This is a genomic window from Pseudomonas sp. HY13-MNA-CIBAN-0226, from assembly GCF_040310305.1.
Classification (GTDB): Bacteria; Pseudomonadota; Gammaproteobacteria; order Pseudomonadales; family Pseudomonadaceae; genus Aquipseudomonas; species Aquipseudomonas gregormendelii.
On the sequence record NZ_JBEOPS010000008.1, the window covers coordinates 122,312 to 137,591 of the forward strand.

At 57.6% G+C, this 15,280-nt stretch carries 16 protein-coding genes; 7 read left to right on the forward strand and 9 right to left on the reverse strand.

The genetic code is table 11. The annotated features are described in order from the left end of the window. Nucleotides 1–5: 5 nt before the first annotated feature. Nucleotides 6–1,187 (forward strand): MFS transporter, encoded by a 1,182-nt coding sequence (locus AAEZ05_RS10950; RefSeq protein ID WP_045058691.1) that lies wholly within the window; start codon nt 6–8, stop codon nt 1,185–1,187. Nucleotides 1,188–1,191: 4 nt separating this feature from the next. On the opposite strand, the gene AAEZ05_RS10955 is transcribed toward AAEZ05_RS10950, so the two are convergent. After that, a complete protein-coding gene (locus AAEZ05_RS10955; protein ID WP_045058692.1) occupies nt 1,192–1,584 on the reverse strand; it encodes a DUF2177 family protein in 393 nt (130 codons plus the stop codon). 43 nt (nt 1,585–1,627) lie between these two features. After that, complete coding sequence (locus AAEZ05_RS10960) at nt 1,628–2,464, reverse strand: CvfB family protein (protein ID WP_045058693.1); 837 nt, start codon at nt 2,462–2,464, stop codon at nt 1,628–1,630. 351 nt (nt 2,465–2,815) lie between these two features. Between AAEZ05_RS10960 and AAEZ05_RS10965 the strand changes: the two genes are divergently transcribed. From AAEZ05_RS10965 to AAEZ05_RS10975, 3 genes are all read left to right on the forward strand, one after another. After that, complete coding sequence (locus tag AAEZ05_RS10965) at nt 2,816–3,004, forward strand: PFL_1563 family small protein (RefSeq protein ID WP_177328536.1); 189 nt, start codon at nt 2,816–2,818, stop codon at nt 3,002–3,004. A 204-nt stretch (nt 3,005–3,208) separates the two neighbouring features. Next, entirely contained in the window at nt 3,209–3,925 is a 717-nt protein-coding gene (locus AAEZ05_RS10970) for a TorF family putative porin (RefSeq protein ID WP_350647330.1), read from the forward strand. 99 nt (nt 3,926–4,024) lie between these two features. Beyond that, complete coding sequence (locus AAEZ05_RS10975) at nt 4,025–4,894, forward strand: DUF6279 family lipoprotein (protein WP_045058695.1); 870 nt, start codon at nt 4,025–4,027, stop codon at nt 4,892–4,894. 148 nt (nt 4,895–5,042) lie between these two features. On the opposite strand, the gene AAEZ05_RS10980 is transcribed toward AAEZ05_RS10975, so the two are convergent. Then, the gene (locus AAEZ05_RS10980; RefSeq protein WP_122837886.1) at nt 5,043–5,432 is read right to left on the reverse strand and encodes a transcriptional regulator; all 390 of its coding nucleotides are present in this window, start codon (nt 5,430–5,432) and stop codon (nt 5,043–5,045) included. A gap of 172 nt (nt 5,433–5,604) precedes the next feature. Here AAEZ05_RS10980 and AAEZ05_RS10985 point away from each other — a divergent pair, with 172 nt between their 5' ends. Then, nucleotides 5,605–6,336, forward strand: coding sequence for a DUF899 domain-containing protein (locus AAEZ05_RS10985; protein WP_350647333.1), 732 nt, complete (start codon nt 5,605–5,607; stop codon nt 6,334–6,336). Between the two features lie 86 nt (nt 6,337–6,422). Further along, on the forward strand, nt 6,423–6,698 hold the full coding sequence (locus AAEZ05_RS10990) for a hypothetical protein (RefSeq protein ID WP_045058698.1): 276 nt from the start codon (nt 6,423–6,425) through the stop codon (nt 6,696–6,698). A 58-nt stretch (nt 6,699–6,756) separates the two neighbouring features. Here AAEZ05_RS10990 and AAEZ05_RS10995 read toward each other — a convergent pair whose 3' ends face one another. After that, complete coding sequence (locus tag AAEZ05_RS10995; RefSeq protein ID WP_045058699.1) at nt 6,757–8,103, reverse strand: DEAD/DEAH box helicase; 1,347 nt, start codon at nt 8,101–8,103, stop codon at nt 6,757–6,759. A 193-nt stretch (nt 8,104–8,296) separates the two neighbouring features. Here AAEZ05_RS10995 and AAEZ05_RS11000 point away from each other — a divergent pair, with 193 nt between their 5' ends. Next, nucleotides 8,297–9,595 carry a mechanosensitive ion channel family protein gene (locus AAEZ05_RS11000; RefSeq protein ID WP_205891905.1) on the forward strand — a complete coding sequence of 433 codons (1,299 nt, stop codon included), beginning with the start codon at nt 8,297–8,299 and terminating at the stop codon, nt 9,593–9,595. 63 nt (nt 9,596–9,658) lie between these two features. Here AAEZ05_RS11000 and AAEZ05_RS11005 read toward each other — a convergent pair whose 3' ends face one another. The 5 genes from AAEZ05_RS11005 to AAEZ05_RS11025 all read right to left on the reverse strand — a co-directional run bounded on the left by AAEZ05_RS11005 (nt 9,659) and on the right by AAEZ05_RS11025 (nt 15,062). Further along, nucleotides 9,659–10,525, reverse strand: coding sequence for a carboxylate/amino acid/amine transporter (locus AAEZ05_RS11005; RefSeq protein WP_045058701.1), 867 nt, complete (start codon nt 10,523–10,525; stop codon nt 9,659–9,661). Nucleotides 10,526–10,868: 343 nt separating this feature from the next. After that, nucleotides 10,869–11,807 carry a copper homeostasis membrane protein CopD gene (copD, locus tag AAEZ05_RS11010; protein ID WP_350647336.1) on the reverse strand — a complete coding sequence of 313 codons (939 nt, stop codon included), beginning with the start codon at nt 11,805–11,807 and terminating at the stop codon, nt 10,869–10,871. Between the two features lie 3 nt (nt 11,808–11,810). Then, a complete protein-coding gene (gene copC / locus AAEZ05_RS11015; RefSeq protein WP_045058703.1) occupies nt 11,811–12,197 on the reverse strand; it encodes a copper homeostasis periplasmic binding protein CopC in 387 nt (128 codons plus the stop codon). Between the two features lie 75 nt (nt 12,198–12,272). Then, nucleotides 12,273–13,187: a copper resistance protein B gene (locus AAEZ05_RS11020; RefSeq protein WP_350647338.1), complete on the reverse strand. Its 915-nt coding sequence runs from the start codon at nt 13,185–13,187 to the stop codon at nt 12,273–12,275. Nucleotides 13,188–13,196: 9 nt separating this feature from the next. Continuing rightward, entirely contained in the window at nt 13,197–15,062 is a 1,866-nt protein-coding gene (locus AAEZ05_RS11025) for a copper resistance system multicopper oxidase (RefSeq protein WP_350647340.1), read from the reverse strand. Nucleotides 15,063–15,280: the final 218 nt, after the last annotated feature.

Consider the following 15,280-nt stretch of genomic DNA (forward strand, 5'->3'; position numbering starts at 1 on the left):
CCACCATGAACCCCTTGATTCGTTTGTCTGCCAGCTTTATCGCCTTGATGATGGCCATGGGCATCGGCCGCTTCGCCTTGACCCCCCAACTCCCGCACCTGCTCAGCGAAGGTCAGATCGACCTGACTGCGGCGGGTTTGATCGCTGCAGCAAATTATCTGGGTTATTTCGTCGGCGCCGTGGACGCGATGTTTTCCCGCAGGCCTGCGCAGATCCGCAGTCGGTTGCAGGGTGGGCTGTGGCTATGTGTCCTGCTGACCCTGGCGTCGTTCTGGGCCCACGGTTTCTGGTCGCATCTGTTGCTGCGCTTTGGTACCGGTGTGGCCAGCGCCTGGGTGCTGGTGATGATCACCGCCTTGAGTCAGCCCCTCGCCGTCGCGGCCGGTCGTCCACGTCTGGGTGCCCTGGTATTTGCCGGACCGGGCCTGGGCATTTTCCTGACCGGGATGCTGGCGCTGGGCTCGAACCTGCTGGGGCAGACCTCGGCCACATTGTGGCTGGTATATGCCGCAGTCGGGCTGGTGATGTTGCTGGGGATCCTGCCATTCCTGCCCCGGCCAGCCGCAACAGCGGCTAGCGCACCCGTCGACGCAGGCACCGCACACCGCGGCATCGGCCGTCTGGGCCTGGTCTATGGATTGTACGGTTTGGGCTACATCATTCCCGCCACCTTCCTTTCACAGATGGCCAGCGCGCAATTTCAGGGCCAATGGCAGGCCGATTTGTTCTGGCCATGCTTCGGCCTGGCCGCTGCATCCGGTGTGGTGCTGGTGAGTTTGCGCCGACACAATCCGAACGCCACCCGGCACTGGCTGATGGCGACCTTGTGGCTGCAGGCGGCGGGCGTCTTTGCCTGCCTGCTGGGCAGTGGCACGGGCCTGGCGTTGGGTGTGCTGCTGTGCGGCGGACCGTTCCTGGCCTGCATGCAACTGGTGATGCAACGCTCGCGGGAACTGGCACCCCACGCCACTCAGCGCAACGCGGGGTTGCTGACCGCGTGCTTCGCAATAGGTCAGCTCGCAGGCCCGCTGCTGGCTGCGGCAAGCAGCCATTACAGCGGCAGTTTGCAGCCTGGGTTGATCGTTGCCGGCAGCGGCTTGCTGATCGCGGGTGCGCTGTCGGGCAGCGCCGACAATGCTGCACCGAGATTCAGCGCGGGCGACCGCACAACCATCGTTCAACGTTGAAGGGTCACAGCGCCTTGCGGGCAGCCCAGTAACCAACGGTGCAGGCGAGGCAAGTGGCAAAGGCGCCCCAGGCCATGTCCATGAATACCAACTGGGCCGACCAGCCTTTCAGCGTCGCCCAGTTGCTCAGGTCATACGTGCCATACGCCACCAGGCCCAGCAAGGCGCCCATGCACGCTGCGCGCTGCCAACTGGTGGCTGGCAATACCACGAACATCACGCAACCGAAGACATACAAAAGATAGAAAACCGCTGCCGGACCCAGCAGCGGTTTGTCGAGCATCAGCGAGCCAAGCAGTGCCTTGTACTTCGACGCCATCAACACGCCGAGCCAAAGGCCATCCAGGACCAGAAACGCCAGCAAGGTGCCCGCGTACGCAAATAACTCTTTTTTCATGGTCGTCCATCCCCCTGTTGATAAGCATGGGGCTGGTCGGCCATCAGCTTAGTTCAATACGATCTGCGTGAATGACGATCTGGCCGTTCTTGTACAACGCGCCGATCGCTTTCTTGAAGTTGCCTTTGCTGACGCCGAACATACTGCTGATCAGGGTCGGATCGCTCTTGTCGCTGATCGGCAAGGTACCGTTGTTGTCGCGCAACTTGGCAAGGATCTTCGAGTTCAGGCTGGTGGCCGCTTCTTCGCCAACCGGCTGCAGGCTCAGGCTGATCTTGCCGTCGGGACGAACCTCCTTGATGAAGCCCTTCTCTTCCTTGCCGGCGCGCATGAACTTAAAGATTTCGTTCTTGTGAATCAAGCCCCAATGCTTGTTGTTGATGATTGCCTTGAAACCCATATCGGTCGCTTCGGCTACCAGCAAGTCGACTTCCTGGCCGGCAGTGTAGCTGGCCGGGGTCTTGTCCAGGTAGCGATCCAGCCGTGCAGTGGCAGTGATCCGACGCGTGTGCTTGTCGAGATACACGTGCACCACGACATATTCGCCGGCGGTCATCTGGCGTTTTTCTTCGGAGTACGGCAGCAGCAGGTCTTTAGGCAGGCCCCAATCGAGAAATACGCCGATGCTGTTGACTTCAACAACTTTCAAACTGGCGAATTCACCGACTTGAACTTTCGGCGTTTCGGTCGTTGCGATGAGTTTGTCATCGCTGTCCAGATAAATGAAAACGTTAAGCCAATCTTCATCTTCGCTGGGAATATCTTTGGGAATATAACGATTAGGCAGCAGGATTTCGCCATCCGCGCCACCGTCCAGATATAAACCGAAGTTAGTGTGTTTAACCACTTGCAAACTGTTGTAACGCCCGATTAAAGCCATGTCCAATACCCTCATTGCGTGGGCGGCATTCTACCCGGTTTTGCGGCCAGCGTTCTGCGCCCGGCCCGGTGGCGCCGAAAAATTAGCTCAAAAGCTTGATTTTCATGGGTTTGGCTCACCGGCACCAGCCGCTCGTCCGACGAACCGACCCAGCTTCAGCGCCCATCGCCTGCACAAAAAACCTTTTCTCATCCACACGTCTGTAGTTAAAACAGCAGCTTAGGGCGACCGGGAGATTATTAATCCGGTTTAAATCCCACTGCCGCCAAGATTAAATTGGGGAGATATTTCCCAAGCAATTGTCAAGTATTTCCTGTATTATTCATGGCCAAGTTAATTTTCTATAGGTTAATGGCCGCCATGCGTCAAAAAGCATCCAACAGCAAAGCAAAGCCAGCTCCAGCCGTTGAAACCAGCGAATCGATCAACAACCAGATCGCTGCATTCCTCAAGTCCGGCGGCGAGATCCAGCAAATTGCCAAAGGCGTCAGCGGTCAGACGTTCGGCCCGTCCAAGCAGATCACGCTGGGCAAAAAGTAATACCGGCATCAACTGGTCCATAGGCGCTTTGAGCTTCGAAGCGCTTGGACTGAACCCTCCCGAAATACCCGCACAAACTCCCAATTCTCAAAAATCGACGAACGGCCTCCAGCGCCGGGTATTCGCCGGTATCCTTGCACACCTCTAGATCAAGCGTTTCAGCCGCTTTCAGGTTTCTGCTTCGCGCTGTTCATGGAGTGACGCATGTTCAAGCCCCCACTCATATTGCTCGGCACCCTGCTGTCGTGTTCGCTCGCCCATGCGCAGATCTTCCAGCGCGAGTTGGGCGACTTCGACCTGAAACTCGGCACCTCGCCCTCGCGCAGCATGGCTCAGGGCCTGGTCAAACCGGCCGCCGTCGGCTCATTCCATGGCGGCCTCGACCTGAGCCACGACAGCGGGTTCTACGTCGGCCAATGGTCACCCAGCATGGGCCTGAGTACAGGTAACAACCTGGAAGTCGATTCCTACATGGGCTTCAAGCAGCCTTTCGACCAGACGCTCGGTTACGAGGTCGGGATGATTCACTACAGCTACCCGAAAGTGGACACCCTCGACAGCCAGGAGCTGTTTGGCGGCCTGACGTTACTGGGCAGCCGCTTCGGCGCCGCGTTCAGCAACGACCCCGACAAGCAGAACAGCACCGTGTTTGCCGATCTTGGCGGCAACAAGCCGTTTGGAATTGGGGTTAGCATGAAGTACACCAGCCACCAGCTGAACGCGCCGGTCTCGGTCGACGGCGGCAATATCGGCAGTTTTACCGACTGGTCAGTGCAGCTTTCCCGCCCCTTCATGGGCATCGACCTGAACCTGATCTACACCGATTCCAACCTCAGCGGCAGTGATTGCTCCGCCTATTCCGGACACAACAGCCAGTGCGACGGGCTGGTAACCCTCAAGGCCGAGCGCAGCTTCTACTGAGCGGCCAGGTGGTGTGCGCCGATGATATGAACTGCAAGGCTGATCCTGCGATCACATAAGAATCTCCTCAAATAGCCAGGCTTTTGCAAGGACTCGCCCATGTCGCGCTGGTTTAAATGTCTCGCCGTCATCCTCACCCTTAGCCTGGCCCTCGGCGCGTGCAGCCGCGTGGGCCTGGCCTATCGCAACCTCGACGTGATCATTCCCTGGACGCTCAGCGACTACCTGGACATGAATGGCGAGCAGAAAGGCTGGTTCAACGAACGCCTCAAGGAACACCTGAGCTGGCACTGCACGACACAACTGCCAGGGTATCTGGACTGGCTGGATCGCCTGCAGACCATGGTCGAAAACAATCAGGTAACCGACGAAGCGCTGCAAGCCCGGACCCAGGAAGCCAAGGAAGCCATCGCGCAGACTGCCCGGGAAATCACCCCCTCAGCCATCGTGCTGTTGCAGGGGTTGGACGACAAGCAAGTGGCGGAGATGAATGAAGCCTTTGCCAAGGATCAGCGCAAGCGTCAGGAGGAATACCTCAAGCCATCCCTGGACCAACAGATCAAGGACCGCACACGGCGCATGGAGAAACGCCTGGATGATTGGCTCGGGCCGTTGAGTTCGACCCAGAAGCAACGTGTAGTGGCCTGGTCCACGGCTCTGGGTGACCAGAACACCCAATGGATCGCCAACCGGGTCCACTGGCAGAAGCAATTCAGCGCGGCCGTGGCGCAGCGCCACAGTCCGGAGTTTGCGCAACGCATCGAGACGTTGCTGGTGAACAGGGAGAGTTTGTGGACGCCGGCTTATCGCCAGGCCTTCGCTGCAACCGAAGCACAGGCTCGATCGCTGTTTGTGGATTTGATGGCCGAAAGCACGCCAGCACAGCGCGAGCGGTTATTGAAGAAGATCGAGGGTGTGAGGAAAGACTTCAACGATTTGAAATGCCTGAAAGCGGCGCAGCAAAATTGAACAAATACCCGTTCAGATACCACGATTGCATGTGGGAACGAGCCTGCTCGCGATAGCGTCATCCCATCCAACATCAAAGTTGAATGTTATACCGCGTCGCGAGCAGGCTCGCTCCCACAGAGTTGAGCCACACGGGCATCGCGGGCGTTCAGGCAATCTGAGCTTTCGACGCGACCGTATCGAACGTGACTTCATCCAGCGCATCTTCCTGCTCGTCCAGCACCTGACGCGGGTGGTCATTGCCCGGAATGCTGCTGTCGATCAGGCTCAACAAACTCGAGCCTCGCGCCGTCAAGATGTAGTTGGACCCCGAGCCACCCTGCTCTTCTGGCCGAGGTTCGATGTAACCGCGCTCCAGCAATAGCTTTTCGTACTCTCCTGCCACGGCTTTAAGGTGATCAAGGTTTTCGGGTTCCCCGCCCTCTGCCGCCTTCGCCGCCGCGTATTTTTCGGCATAAGCACGTGGCGCGAAGCTTGTGTCATCGCTCTGCACTTCATGCAGCAAGCATTCAATCAAATCCCAATTATAAGTCGTCATCCTGATTCAACCTCCAAGCCAGAGAGTGAGTTGGCCTTCATAGAGTGTGACCTGCACCGGTCCCAGCCGTTCAGCCTGGATTTTCAGCGGCACTGACCGGCGGTATGTCGAATTGGGCGAAGGCCGGACGACTAATGGGTGCCCGCTATCGCTGCCTGAAGGAGAACCCACCATGAACGTTCAGAACCATCCGGTCGTGAGCCGCGAAGAATGGCTCGCCGCGCGCCGGCGACACCTGGCCCATGAAAAAGCTTTTACCCGCGAGCGCGACAAACTCAGCGCCGAACGCCGCGCCTTGCCATGGGTGAAGATCGATAAGGACTACCACTTCCAGGGCCCAGGCGGCGAACTGAAACTGGCCGACCTGTTCGGCGGCCGCAGTCAGCTGATCATCTACCACTTCATGTTTGCCGAGGGTTGGGACGAAGGTTGCCCTGGATGCTCCTTCCTGAGCGATCACATCGACGGTGCCAACCTGCACCTGGCCCATCATGACGTCTCTGTGGTTGCGGTCTCCCACGCGCCTTATGCCCGGTTCCAGGACTTCCGGCAACGCATGGGCTGGAAGTTTGACTGGGTGTCATCTGAAGGTTGCGATTTTAACTACGACTTTGGCGTCTGCGCGCGGGCCGAGGATATTGCCGCCGGAAAAGCCACCTACAACTACGAAAAATCTGATGGTGCAGAAGAAGAACTGCCTGGCCTCAGCGTCTTTTATCGCAACGAAGCCGGGGATATTTTTCACACCTACTCCACCTATGCCCGGGGCCTCGACCTGTTGGTTGGGGCATACAATTACCTGGACCTCACGCCCAAGGGCCGTAATGAGGAAGAAATCATGGAGTGGGTGCGGCACCACGACCGCTATGAGGCGCAAGCACCGGCAAGCTGCTGCCATCGTTGAACGAAGGGCGCGCTGTGTTTCTGAACTTTTTGCGTACCAAAACGCTCAACCCGTTATACCGCCCTCACCGGAAACGAGGCTGCCCCATGAAGACATTGCTGAAAATCACCCTTGCCGCCACGCTTGCCTGCGCCCTGCCCGCCTGGGCCTGCACGCCTGAAGAAGCCACCGCCAAACGCGAACAGCTGGCCAAGGAAGTGACCCGGCTGACCGAGCAGAACCCGGCCAAGGCCAAGGAAATCAACGACGAGTTGCAGAAGATGGACCTGGGTACTGCCAGTGCCGATTTGCCGGACAAATGCCAGTTGATTGACCAGCGGCTCAAAGAGCTGAATTCAGCAGAGAAAAAAGCTGAAAGCTAAAGGCATAAAAAAACCCGGACGCTAATCCGGGTTTTTCATGTGGCGCTGGAACCGCTTATTACTCAGCGGCCGGCGCTTCCGGCTTGCGGCGTTTGAGCGGCGCCATGCCATCCTTGCTCACCAGCGACAGTGCGTCGGTCTTCGGGCGGTTGGCGATCTTGCGCTTGGTCGGAGCCTTGGCGCCGGTTTTCTTCTTGTCGCCCTTGGCGTCGACCTTTTTCTTCTTCACGCCAACAGCCTTGCCCGAAGCCTTGACCTTCTTCGGTCCGCCGTAGGTGCCTTTGACTTCCTTGATGGTACGGCGCTCGAAGCTCTGCTTGAGGTAGCGCTCGACGCTCGACATCAGGTTCCAGTCGCCGTGGCAGATCAGCGAGATCGCCAGGCCATCGTTACCGGCACGCCCAGTACGACCGATGCGGTGCACGTATTCGTCGCCGCTGCGTGGCATGTCGAAGTTGATCACCAGGTCCAGGCCGTCGACATCCAGGCCGCGAGCGGCCACGTCGGTAGCCACCAGGATCTTCACGCCGCCCTGCTTCAAGCGGTCGATGGCCAGCTTACGGTCTTTCTGGTCCTTGTCGCCGTGCAACACGAACGCTTTGTAGTCTTGCGCCACCAGGCGACCGTAGATGCGGTCAGCCATGGCGCGGGTGTTAGTGAACACGATGGCCTTCTGGTAGGTCTCGTTGGCCAGCAGCCAGTTGACGATCTGTTCTTTGTGCTGGTTGTGGTCAGCGGTGATGATCTGCTGACGGGTGGTCGCGTTCAGGTCGCTGACGTTGTTGAGCTGCAGGTGCTCAGGGTTGTTCAGCACCGCAGCGACCATCTCCCGCAGGCCCGAACCACCGGTGGTCGCGGAGAACAGCATGGTCTGCTGGCGGTTGGTGCACTCTTTGACCAGACGCTGGACGTCCTCGGCAAAGCCCATGTCGAGCATACGGTCGGCTTCGTCGAGCACCAGCACTTCGACTTCTTTCAAGTCGAGGTTGCCAGCGTTCAGTTGCTCGATCATCCGGCCCGGCGTACCGATCAGGATGTCCGGCACCTTGCGCAACATGGCGGCCTGGACCTTGAAGTCCTCACCGCCAGTGATCAGGCCGGACTTGATGAACGTGAACTGGGCAAAGCGCTCGACTTCCTTGATGGTCTGCTGGGCCAGCTCGCGGGTCGGCAGCAGGATCAGGGTCTTGATGCTGACGCGGACTTTAGCCGGGCCGATCAGACGGTTGAGGATCGGCAAAACGAAAGCAGCGGTTTTGCCGCTACCGGTTTGCGCAGTCACCCGCAGGTCACGCCCTTGGAGCGCCAGCGGAATAGCCGCTGCTTGCACAGGCGTTGGCTCGACAAATTTAAGCTCGGCCACGGCTTTGAGCAGGCGTTCGTGCAGGGCGAATTGGGAAAACACGGGTGCTACCTCGAAGAAATACAAAAAAACAGCTGCATAGGTTACCGGTTTCGGGCGCCGAGGCCGAGTTTCTTTATACAAACGGCGCTAATCAGTGGTTTTTTTGTTGCCTTGTTTGTCTCCAGTCGCAATATGAAGCGTCTTAAATGCTCTAATCGACCCGTCGCGTCTTACAGAAGAACCGTTTTAGCTTATGGATATCAAACAGCTCTGGCTCAACGTCCAAGACCTCTGGGGTGCGCTCGATCAGCACCCGCTCCTGCACTCCAGCCTGGCGCTGGTGGTGTTGCTGGTGGTTGCCCTGGTCCTCGGACGAGTGGCACGCTACCTGATCCTGCACGCCGCCAAACTGCTCGGGCGTCAGCCCGCCATGCACTGGATGAATGACCTGCGGCACAACAAGGTCTTCCATCGCCTGGCCCAGATGACGCCGTCGCTGGTCATCCAGTTCGGCCTGCACCTGGTGCCCGAGCTGAGCAAGACCAGCCTGGTCTTCCTTGGCAACGTCGCACTGGCCTTCACCATTCTTTTCCTGCTGCTGGCCATCAGTGCCCTGCTCAGCGCCTTGCTGGACATCTATGCGCGCACCGAGCACGCCCGCACCCGGTCGATCAAAGGCTACGTGCAACTGACGAAAATGGTGCTGTACGTGTTTGGCGCCATCATCATCGTCGCCACCCTGATTGACCGTTCGCCGTTGTTGCTGCTGTCGGGTCTTGGCGCCATGTCGGCGGTGATCCTGTTGGTCTACAAGGACACCCTGCTATCGTTTGTCGCCAGCGTGCAACTGACCAGCAACGATATGCTGCGGGTAGGCGACTGGATCGAAATGCCGCAGGTGGGTGCCGATGGTGATGTGGTCGACATCACGCTGCACACGGTCAAGGTGCAGAATTTCGACAAGACCATCGTGTCGATCCCGACCTGGCGCCTGATGTCCGAGTCATTCAAGAACTGGCGCGGCATGCAGCAGTCCGGTGGACGACGGATCAAGCGCAGCCTGTACATCGACGCCAGTGGCGTGCGCTTTCTGCGCGATGACGAGGAGTTGAAGCTGTCCCAGGTGCATCTGCTGACTGACTACATCAGTCGCAAGCAGGCCGAACTCAAGGCCTGGAACGAAGCCCAGGGCAACGTCGCGGCGATGTCGGCCAACCGGCGGCGGATGACCAACATCGGCACGTTCCGCGCCTATGCCCTGGCGTATCTGAAAAGCCACCCGGAAGTCCAGCCGAACATGACCTGCATGGTTCGCCAGATGCAAACCACTGCCCAGGGCATTCCGCTGGAGATCTACTGTTTCACCCGCACCACGGTGTGGGCTGATTATGAAAGAATCCAGGGCGATATCTTCGATTATCTGCTGGCGGTGCTGCCGGAGTTTGGCTTGAGTCTTTATCAGCAGCCCAGTGGCGGGGATTTGCGCACGGGTTTGTTGCCGGCTGTGCTGGGCGCGAGCGCGGTTCCAGAACCGGAAAAACACGTGATGTAGGCGATGGCGCAGCCTGCGATCTTTTGATCTTCAACATCAGAAGATCGCAGGCTTCGGCAGCTCCTACGCCCGTTTCGGGTCTGGCCTGATACCCAGCCGGCTGATCCACACCGCCGCCAGAATCACCATGCCGCCAAAGAGCAGCCGTCCCAGCTCTTCATGCTGGTTCCAGATCAGCAGGTTGAGCAGCAGCCCCACTGGCACGTGCAGGTTGTTCATCACCGCCAGCGTCCCGCCGTTGACCATGCACGCGCCCTTGTTCCACCAGTACAAGCCGAGCGCGGTCGAGACCAGCCCGAGGAATATCAGCACCCCCCATTGCAGCGGCGCTTCGGGCAGGAAGTCGGCTTTGCCGAACAGCAGGAACGCGGGCAGTGCCACTGCAAATCCGCCCAGGTAGAAGTAACCGAAACGCCGATAGTGCGGCAGGTCGCTGGGGTGTTTGGCGACCAGGTGTTTGTAAAGCACTTGCCCGGCGGCGTAGGTGAAGTTCGCCAACTGCAGCAGCAGGAAGCCCATGAAGAAGTCCGGGTTGATGCGGTCGTAACGAATGACTGCGGCGCCAAGCACGGCTACCAGTGCGGCCACCAGGGCCCAGGGGTTGAAGCGGCGGTTCAGCGCGTCTTCGATCAAGGTCACGTGCAGTGGCGTGAGGATGGTGAACAGCAGCACTTCGGGCACGGTCAGGACCCTGAAGCTGAGGTACAGGCAGACGTAGGTGACGCCGAACTGCAGGGCGCCGATCAGTAGCATGCCGCGCATGAATGCGGGCTCAACCGAGCGCCAGCGGGTCAGGGGGATAAAGACCAGGCCGGCGAGCATTACCCGTACCAGTACGGCGAAGTAGCTGTCGACGTGTCCGGCGAGGTATTCGCCGATCAGGCTGAAGGAAAACGCCTGGATCAGGGTGACGAAAAGTAGATAGCCCATGGGTCGCCTCGTTTTGAATGGCGGCGACGATAGCGGGTTTTGGGGGCTGTCGCAGTTTGAATTTGCACAAATTCATTATTTTGGGGAAGGCTGGCAGTAGTTCCGCCGTCACGGCTAAGGCCGTGTGGCATCCGCGATGCGAAGGTGGTGCAGCAGATACGCGAGCAGGTGGCCGGCATACGGGCCGATGTCTCTGAGAGTTGCAGAGGCGAAGTTGCGTTGTTCAGCCACTTGGTTTCCTCTGGATCACTAATGCCTGCGCATTCCAATCGTCGGCACTGTGAAGCTGAGTACCGCTGAAGAGGGAAAGGCAGTGCCTGAACATTAGTATTCGCGTGACGGCCTAATCTACAGACATCTCTATCTCTGGGCTGAGAGTACCGAGCCAGGCAACTAGACCCATGATGATGACCGCGAGCAACAACTCTAGAATCATGCTTCGCCGCAAGGCGTTAATAGCGACCGCGTGAGTGCCGATTTGAATGGATTGCTCCAGCAGCGGGCTCAGGTGAAAACGGTTCAAGGCCGCTAAAATGAGCATCCCGGCAAACAAAAAAACCTTAAAAGATAATAGTGCGCCATAGGTAGTGGTGGTCAACGTCTCCAATGTCTGCCCTACAACCAATAGGTAATTGGCTATGCCGGTCACGGTCAAGGTGAGGACAATGAGCGCTCCGGCAGATTCAAATCCAGTCAGGGCCCTAGCCAGCACTTGGATCTGCAAAGCTCCTGAGAGCTTATTTGATCGCAATAAAATCACGAATGCACTGAGCGCGCCCAACCAGCTCCCAGCACCCAGAAGATGAACGATATCGCTCGTGAAATGCAGATATCGACGAGTGCCTTCATCCATCGCACCATGTCCTGTCCAGGCCAAGGTACCCAGTGCTACAGCACCGCAGACCGTGACGCCCCAAAGGCTTATGGCAGGAGCTCGTCTGTTGAGTAAGGCCGCGATCACGGCCATCGTCAACGAGGCTATCCGAACCATCCATGTGAGCCCCGCATCAGTCCCCATCAGCATCATCTCGAGAATATGATGATGAAGCTCCATGAAGCTAGATACGCCGCTCATCGTCTTGGCCATTTGCAGCATGGCGGCAATCGACAATAAGACGCCGATAACGGCAGTGGCGGCCAATAGCGACTCAAAATTCAAAACAACTCCACCGCCTCGTTCTTTTCCTTTGAGACTGTAGATACCGAACAACGCCAAGCCAAAGAGCAACATCAAGTCGATGTACAGCGCGAAGCGTAGGATTATGTTGATTGAGTCATCCATGGATCATTGGACTTTGAAGGTCACGGAGCCTGTGATCGGGTGGGTGTCGGAAGAGACCGCCCTCCATTCAACTTTGTAGGTGCCTGGTGTAAGTGGTTTTGTGGGGCTGATAACCATCATTTTCGGATCAGTGCCGCCCGAAACGCTCGTTTTGACGCCCATGGGAGAGTGTGCAGACATACCCGGCATCTCAGTCATGACCAATTTCGCGCCGGAAAACTGGGTGGTGAGTTTCTCCGAGAAGTTCAGTTCAATTTTTTCTGGAGCCCGAACAGTAGAGCCCTCTGCTGGAGTGGAGGACAGCAGTTTGGGATGCGCCTGGGCGACTGCGCTCAACAACAGACCTGCGCTGAGTGCTGCGGCAACACTAAAGGCTTTAAGAAATGACATGCAAGGCTCCTGACGGACTGGGCCGTGGGGGTGTTTATTGTTTGAATAGGTTTTGGCTGTGCGTGAGAGGCTGGATTAGAACCACATTCGCCCCCCCAGAACAAAACGTGCTTCGCTTTGGTCTTCATCTTCTTCACGGGCGTAATCCGCAGTTTTTCCGTAGGAACGGTTCCAGGTCACTCCAATGTAAGGGGCGAATTCGGGGCGAATTTCGTAACGCAGCCGCAGGCCGAGCTCGGTGTCCGAAAGTCCTGAACCGGTGGCCCGTTGAGGGTCGTTTTTGCCATAAAAGTTGATTTCAGCAGTGGGCTGCAGAATCAAACTGTTTGTTAACAAAATGTCGTAGTCACCCTTGAGTCGCAACGCCGTCTGACCGCCCTCTGCAAAGTAGGCGGTGGCTTGCGTTTCGAAGTTATAGAGCGCCATGCCCTGCAGGCCTAGTGCCGCCCACGTCTGAGGTGTACCGGGTTTGAAGTCTTGCCGCACGCCACTGACAACGTCCCACCAAGGACTGATGGCATGACCCCAGAGTGCCTGGAATTCAGCGCTTTCGGTCACGCCATTGGTTCTCTCGCCTTCGGTACGAAGCAAGAGACGATCAGCATCGCCTCCGATCCATCCGCTGGCCTCCCAGCTCAGGGTGCTTCCAGCGTCGGCGTCTTGCCATTCGAGTTGATCAATAAGGAGAAACGAGTTGATTGCATCGTCGTGCATCTGGTGGCCGGCCTGACTTTCAAACACCGCTGCGCGATCCGCGTTAGTAAGTGCAGGGATCGGTGTACGGCTTTCTTGGGACGCCACGGGCTTCATGCCTTGAAATTGAACGTCATCCATACCCTGCATCTGAGAGTGATCCATACCCTTCATTTGCGAGTAATCCATGCCTTGCATCGGCTCGGTTTGCGCATAAACCAGCGAAAATGGCGTAACCCCCACTCCAAGGATGGCCAGGCTGACGAAAACCGATTTAGCGAATTGTTCGAAGTTCATGTCAGGCTCCTACTCGTGCACACGGACTTCACGGAACATGCCCATTTCCATGTGGTACATCAGGTGGCAGTGGAACGCCCATCGCCCTAGCGCATCGGCGGTCACGCGGTAACTGCGTTTAGAGCCAGGCGGCATGTCGATGGTGTGTTTACGAACCATGAAGTCACCGTTTTCGTCCTCAAGATCACTCCACATGCCATGCAGGTGAATGGGATGCATCATCATGGTGTCGTTCACTAGAACCACTCGAATGCGCTCTCCATACTTGAGTCGAAGCGGCTCGGCATCAGCGAATTTGAGCCCGTCAAAAGACCACGAGAACTTTTCCATGTGCCCGGTCAGATGAAGTGTGATGGTGCGGCTTGGTTCCCGGCCATCGGGATCCTGGAAGGTGCTCTTCAGGTCTGCGTACGTCAGGACCCGGCGGCCGTTGTTTCTCAGCCCCATGCCTGGATCGTTGAGTTTCGGCGTGGGACTCATCGCCTGCATGTCGACCAGCGGATTGTTGGCTTCCGAGGCAGGATGGGGCTCCATCGAGTCCATCCCGTTCATGCCTTGCATCGAGTGGGCAGACATGCCTGACGAGTCTGGCGTCTGGCTGTTATCCATGCCCTGCATCGATGCACCGTCCATGCCTGTCATACCCTGCATGCTCTTATCGTCGCCAGGCGTCATTTGGCTGTGATCCATACCCTCCATGCCTTGCATCGAGGCCAGGGTCATGTCGTTCGTATCGCCATGATCCATGCCGGCCATATCACCCATGCCCATGTCGCTCATCGTGATCAATGGACGTGGATCCAGGGACGGGACAGGGGCCGAGAGCCCTTCCTGTACCGCCAGCGTACCTCTCGCGAAACCAGTGCGATCCATCGACTGGGCGAACAAGGTGTAGGCGTGTTCAGTCGGTTCGACAATCACATCAAAGGTTTCGGCCACGGCGATGCGAAACTCATCGACGCTCACCGGTTTCACGTACTGCCCGTCTGCCGCGACGACAGTCATCTTTAAACCGGGAATGCGCACGTCAAAGTAGCTCATCGCCGAGCCATTGATGAACCTCAGGCGCAGCCGTTCGCCGGGCCTGAAAATACCTGTCCAGTTGCTGTCAGGCGCCAGCCCGTTAAGCAAGTAGGTGTAGGTGGCGCCACTGACGTCGGCAAGGTCCGTGGGGTTCATCTTCATTTCAGCCCACATTTTTCGATCCGCGAGTGTGGCAGACCAACCGGTCTTGCTGACGTCATCAATGAAGTCGCCGACAGTGCGTTTGTGCAGGTTGTAGTAACTGGATTGTTTCTTGAGCTTTTTCATGACCCGCTCGGGGTCTTCATCAGTCCAGTCGGACAGCATCACCACATAGTCGCGATCGTAGGTGAAGGGTTCGGGGTCTTTTGCATCAATGACCAGAGGCCCATAGACACCAACTTGCTCCTGAAACCCGGAATGACTGTGATACCAGTACGTGCCGTTCTGTTTAACCTTGAATGAGTACACGTAAAGGCCACCTGGCTCAATTCCGTGGAAGCTCAGGCCTGGAACACCGTCCATATTCACCGGCAGAATGATGCCGTGCCAATGGATCGAGGTGTTTTCCTTGAGTCGGTTCCTGACCCGCAACGTTACCGTGTCGCCTTCGCGCCAGCGCAGCAAAGGTCCTGGGAGGCTGCCGTTGATTGTCATCGCAGTGCGCGGAGTGCCCGTAAAGTTCACTCCCATCTCACCTATGGAAAGATCAAAATCTGAACCTGCAAGCACATTCGGCTGGCCCCGACTGGTAATCGCCCACACCGGGCTGCGCCATAGCCCAAAGCCTGCGAGTACCCCGCCTGCCGCTAGTGCTTTCACGAAAGTGCGTCTTGATGTTCGGGAATGCATGGAGAGTGTCCTAAGTCAGAATCCGGGGGGGGGGAGATACGGATCCGCTGCCAAAGTGCGGTCAGGGCTTACTTCAGAGATTCGGTGCCAGCCATATTTCGAGCACGATGTCACATCGCCGGGCGACGCGTGATTACATTTCCGTCAGGTTGGCAACAGCAATCTGGCTGCGCTGCGATTGAGCAGCACCCAAAGATTTCCTGTTGTGATAAGCCGTG

Coding starts and splice junctions, on each gene's coding strand:
- copD (WP_350647336.1), bottom strand. CDS start 11,807: ATGGATGACTCAATCAACATAATCCTACGCTTCGCGCTGTACATCGAC.
- AAEZ05_RS10985 (WP_350647333.1), top strand. CDS start 5,605: ATGAACGTTCAGAACCATCCGGTCGTGAGCCGCGAAGAATGGCTCGCC.
- AAEZ05_RS10980 (WP_122837886.1), bottom strand. CDS start 5,432: ATGACGACTTATAATTGGGATTTGATTGAATGCTTGCTGCATGAAGTG.
- AAEZ05_RS10960 (WP_045058693.1), bottom strand. CDS start 2,464: ATGGCTTTAATCGGGCGTTACAACAGTTTGCAAGTGGTTAAACACACT.
- AAEZ05_RS10955 (WP_045058692.1), bottom strand. CDS start 1,584: ATGAAAAAAGAGTTATTTGCGTACGCGGGCACCTTGCTGGCGTTTCTG.
- AAEZ05_RS11025 (WP_350647340.1), bottom strand. CDS start 15,062: ATGCATTCCCGAACATCAAGACGCACTTTCGTGAAAGCACTAGCGGCA.
- AAEZ05_RS11020 (WP_350647338.1), bottom strand. CDS start 13,187: ATGAACTTCGAACAATTCGCTAAATCGGTTTTCGTCAGCCTGGCCATC.
- AAEZ05_RS10975 (WP_045058695.1), top strand. CDS start 4,025: ATGTCGCGCTGGTTTAAATGTCTCGCCGTCATCCTCACCCTTAGCCTG.
- AAEZ05_RS11000 (WP_205891905.1), top strand. CDS start 8,297: ATGGATATCAAACAGCTCTGGCTCAACGTCCAAGACCTCTGGGGTGCG.
- AAEZ05_RS10950 (WP_045058691.1), top strand. CDS start 6: ATGAACCCCTTGATTCGTTTGTCTGCCAGCTTTATCGCCTTGATGATG.
- AAEZ05_RS10970 (WP_350647330.1), top strand. CDS start 3,209: ATGTTCAAGCCCCCACTCATATTGCTCGGCACCCTGCTGTCGTGTTCG.
- copC (WP_045058703.1), bottom strand. CDS start 12,197: ATGTCATTTCTTAAAGCCTTTAGTGTTGCCGCAGCACTCAGCGCAGGT.
- AAEZ05_RS11005 (WP_045058701.1), bottom strand. CDS start 10,525: ATGGGCTATCTACTTTTCGTCACCCTGATCCAGGCGTTTTCCTTCAGC.
- AAEZ05_RS10990 (WP_045058698.1), top strand. CDS start 6,423: ATGAAGACATTGCTGAAAATCACCCTTGCCGCCACGCTTGCCTGCGCC.
- AAEZ05_RS10965 (WP_177328536.1), top strand. CDS start 2,816: ATGGCCGCCATGCGTCAAAAAGCATCCAACAGCAAAGCAAAGCCAGCT.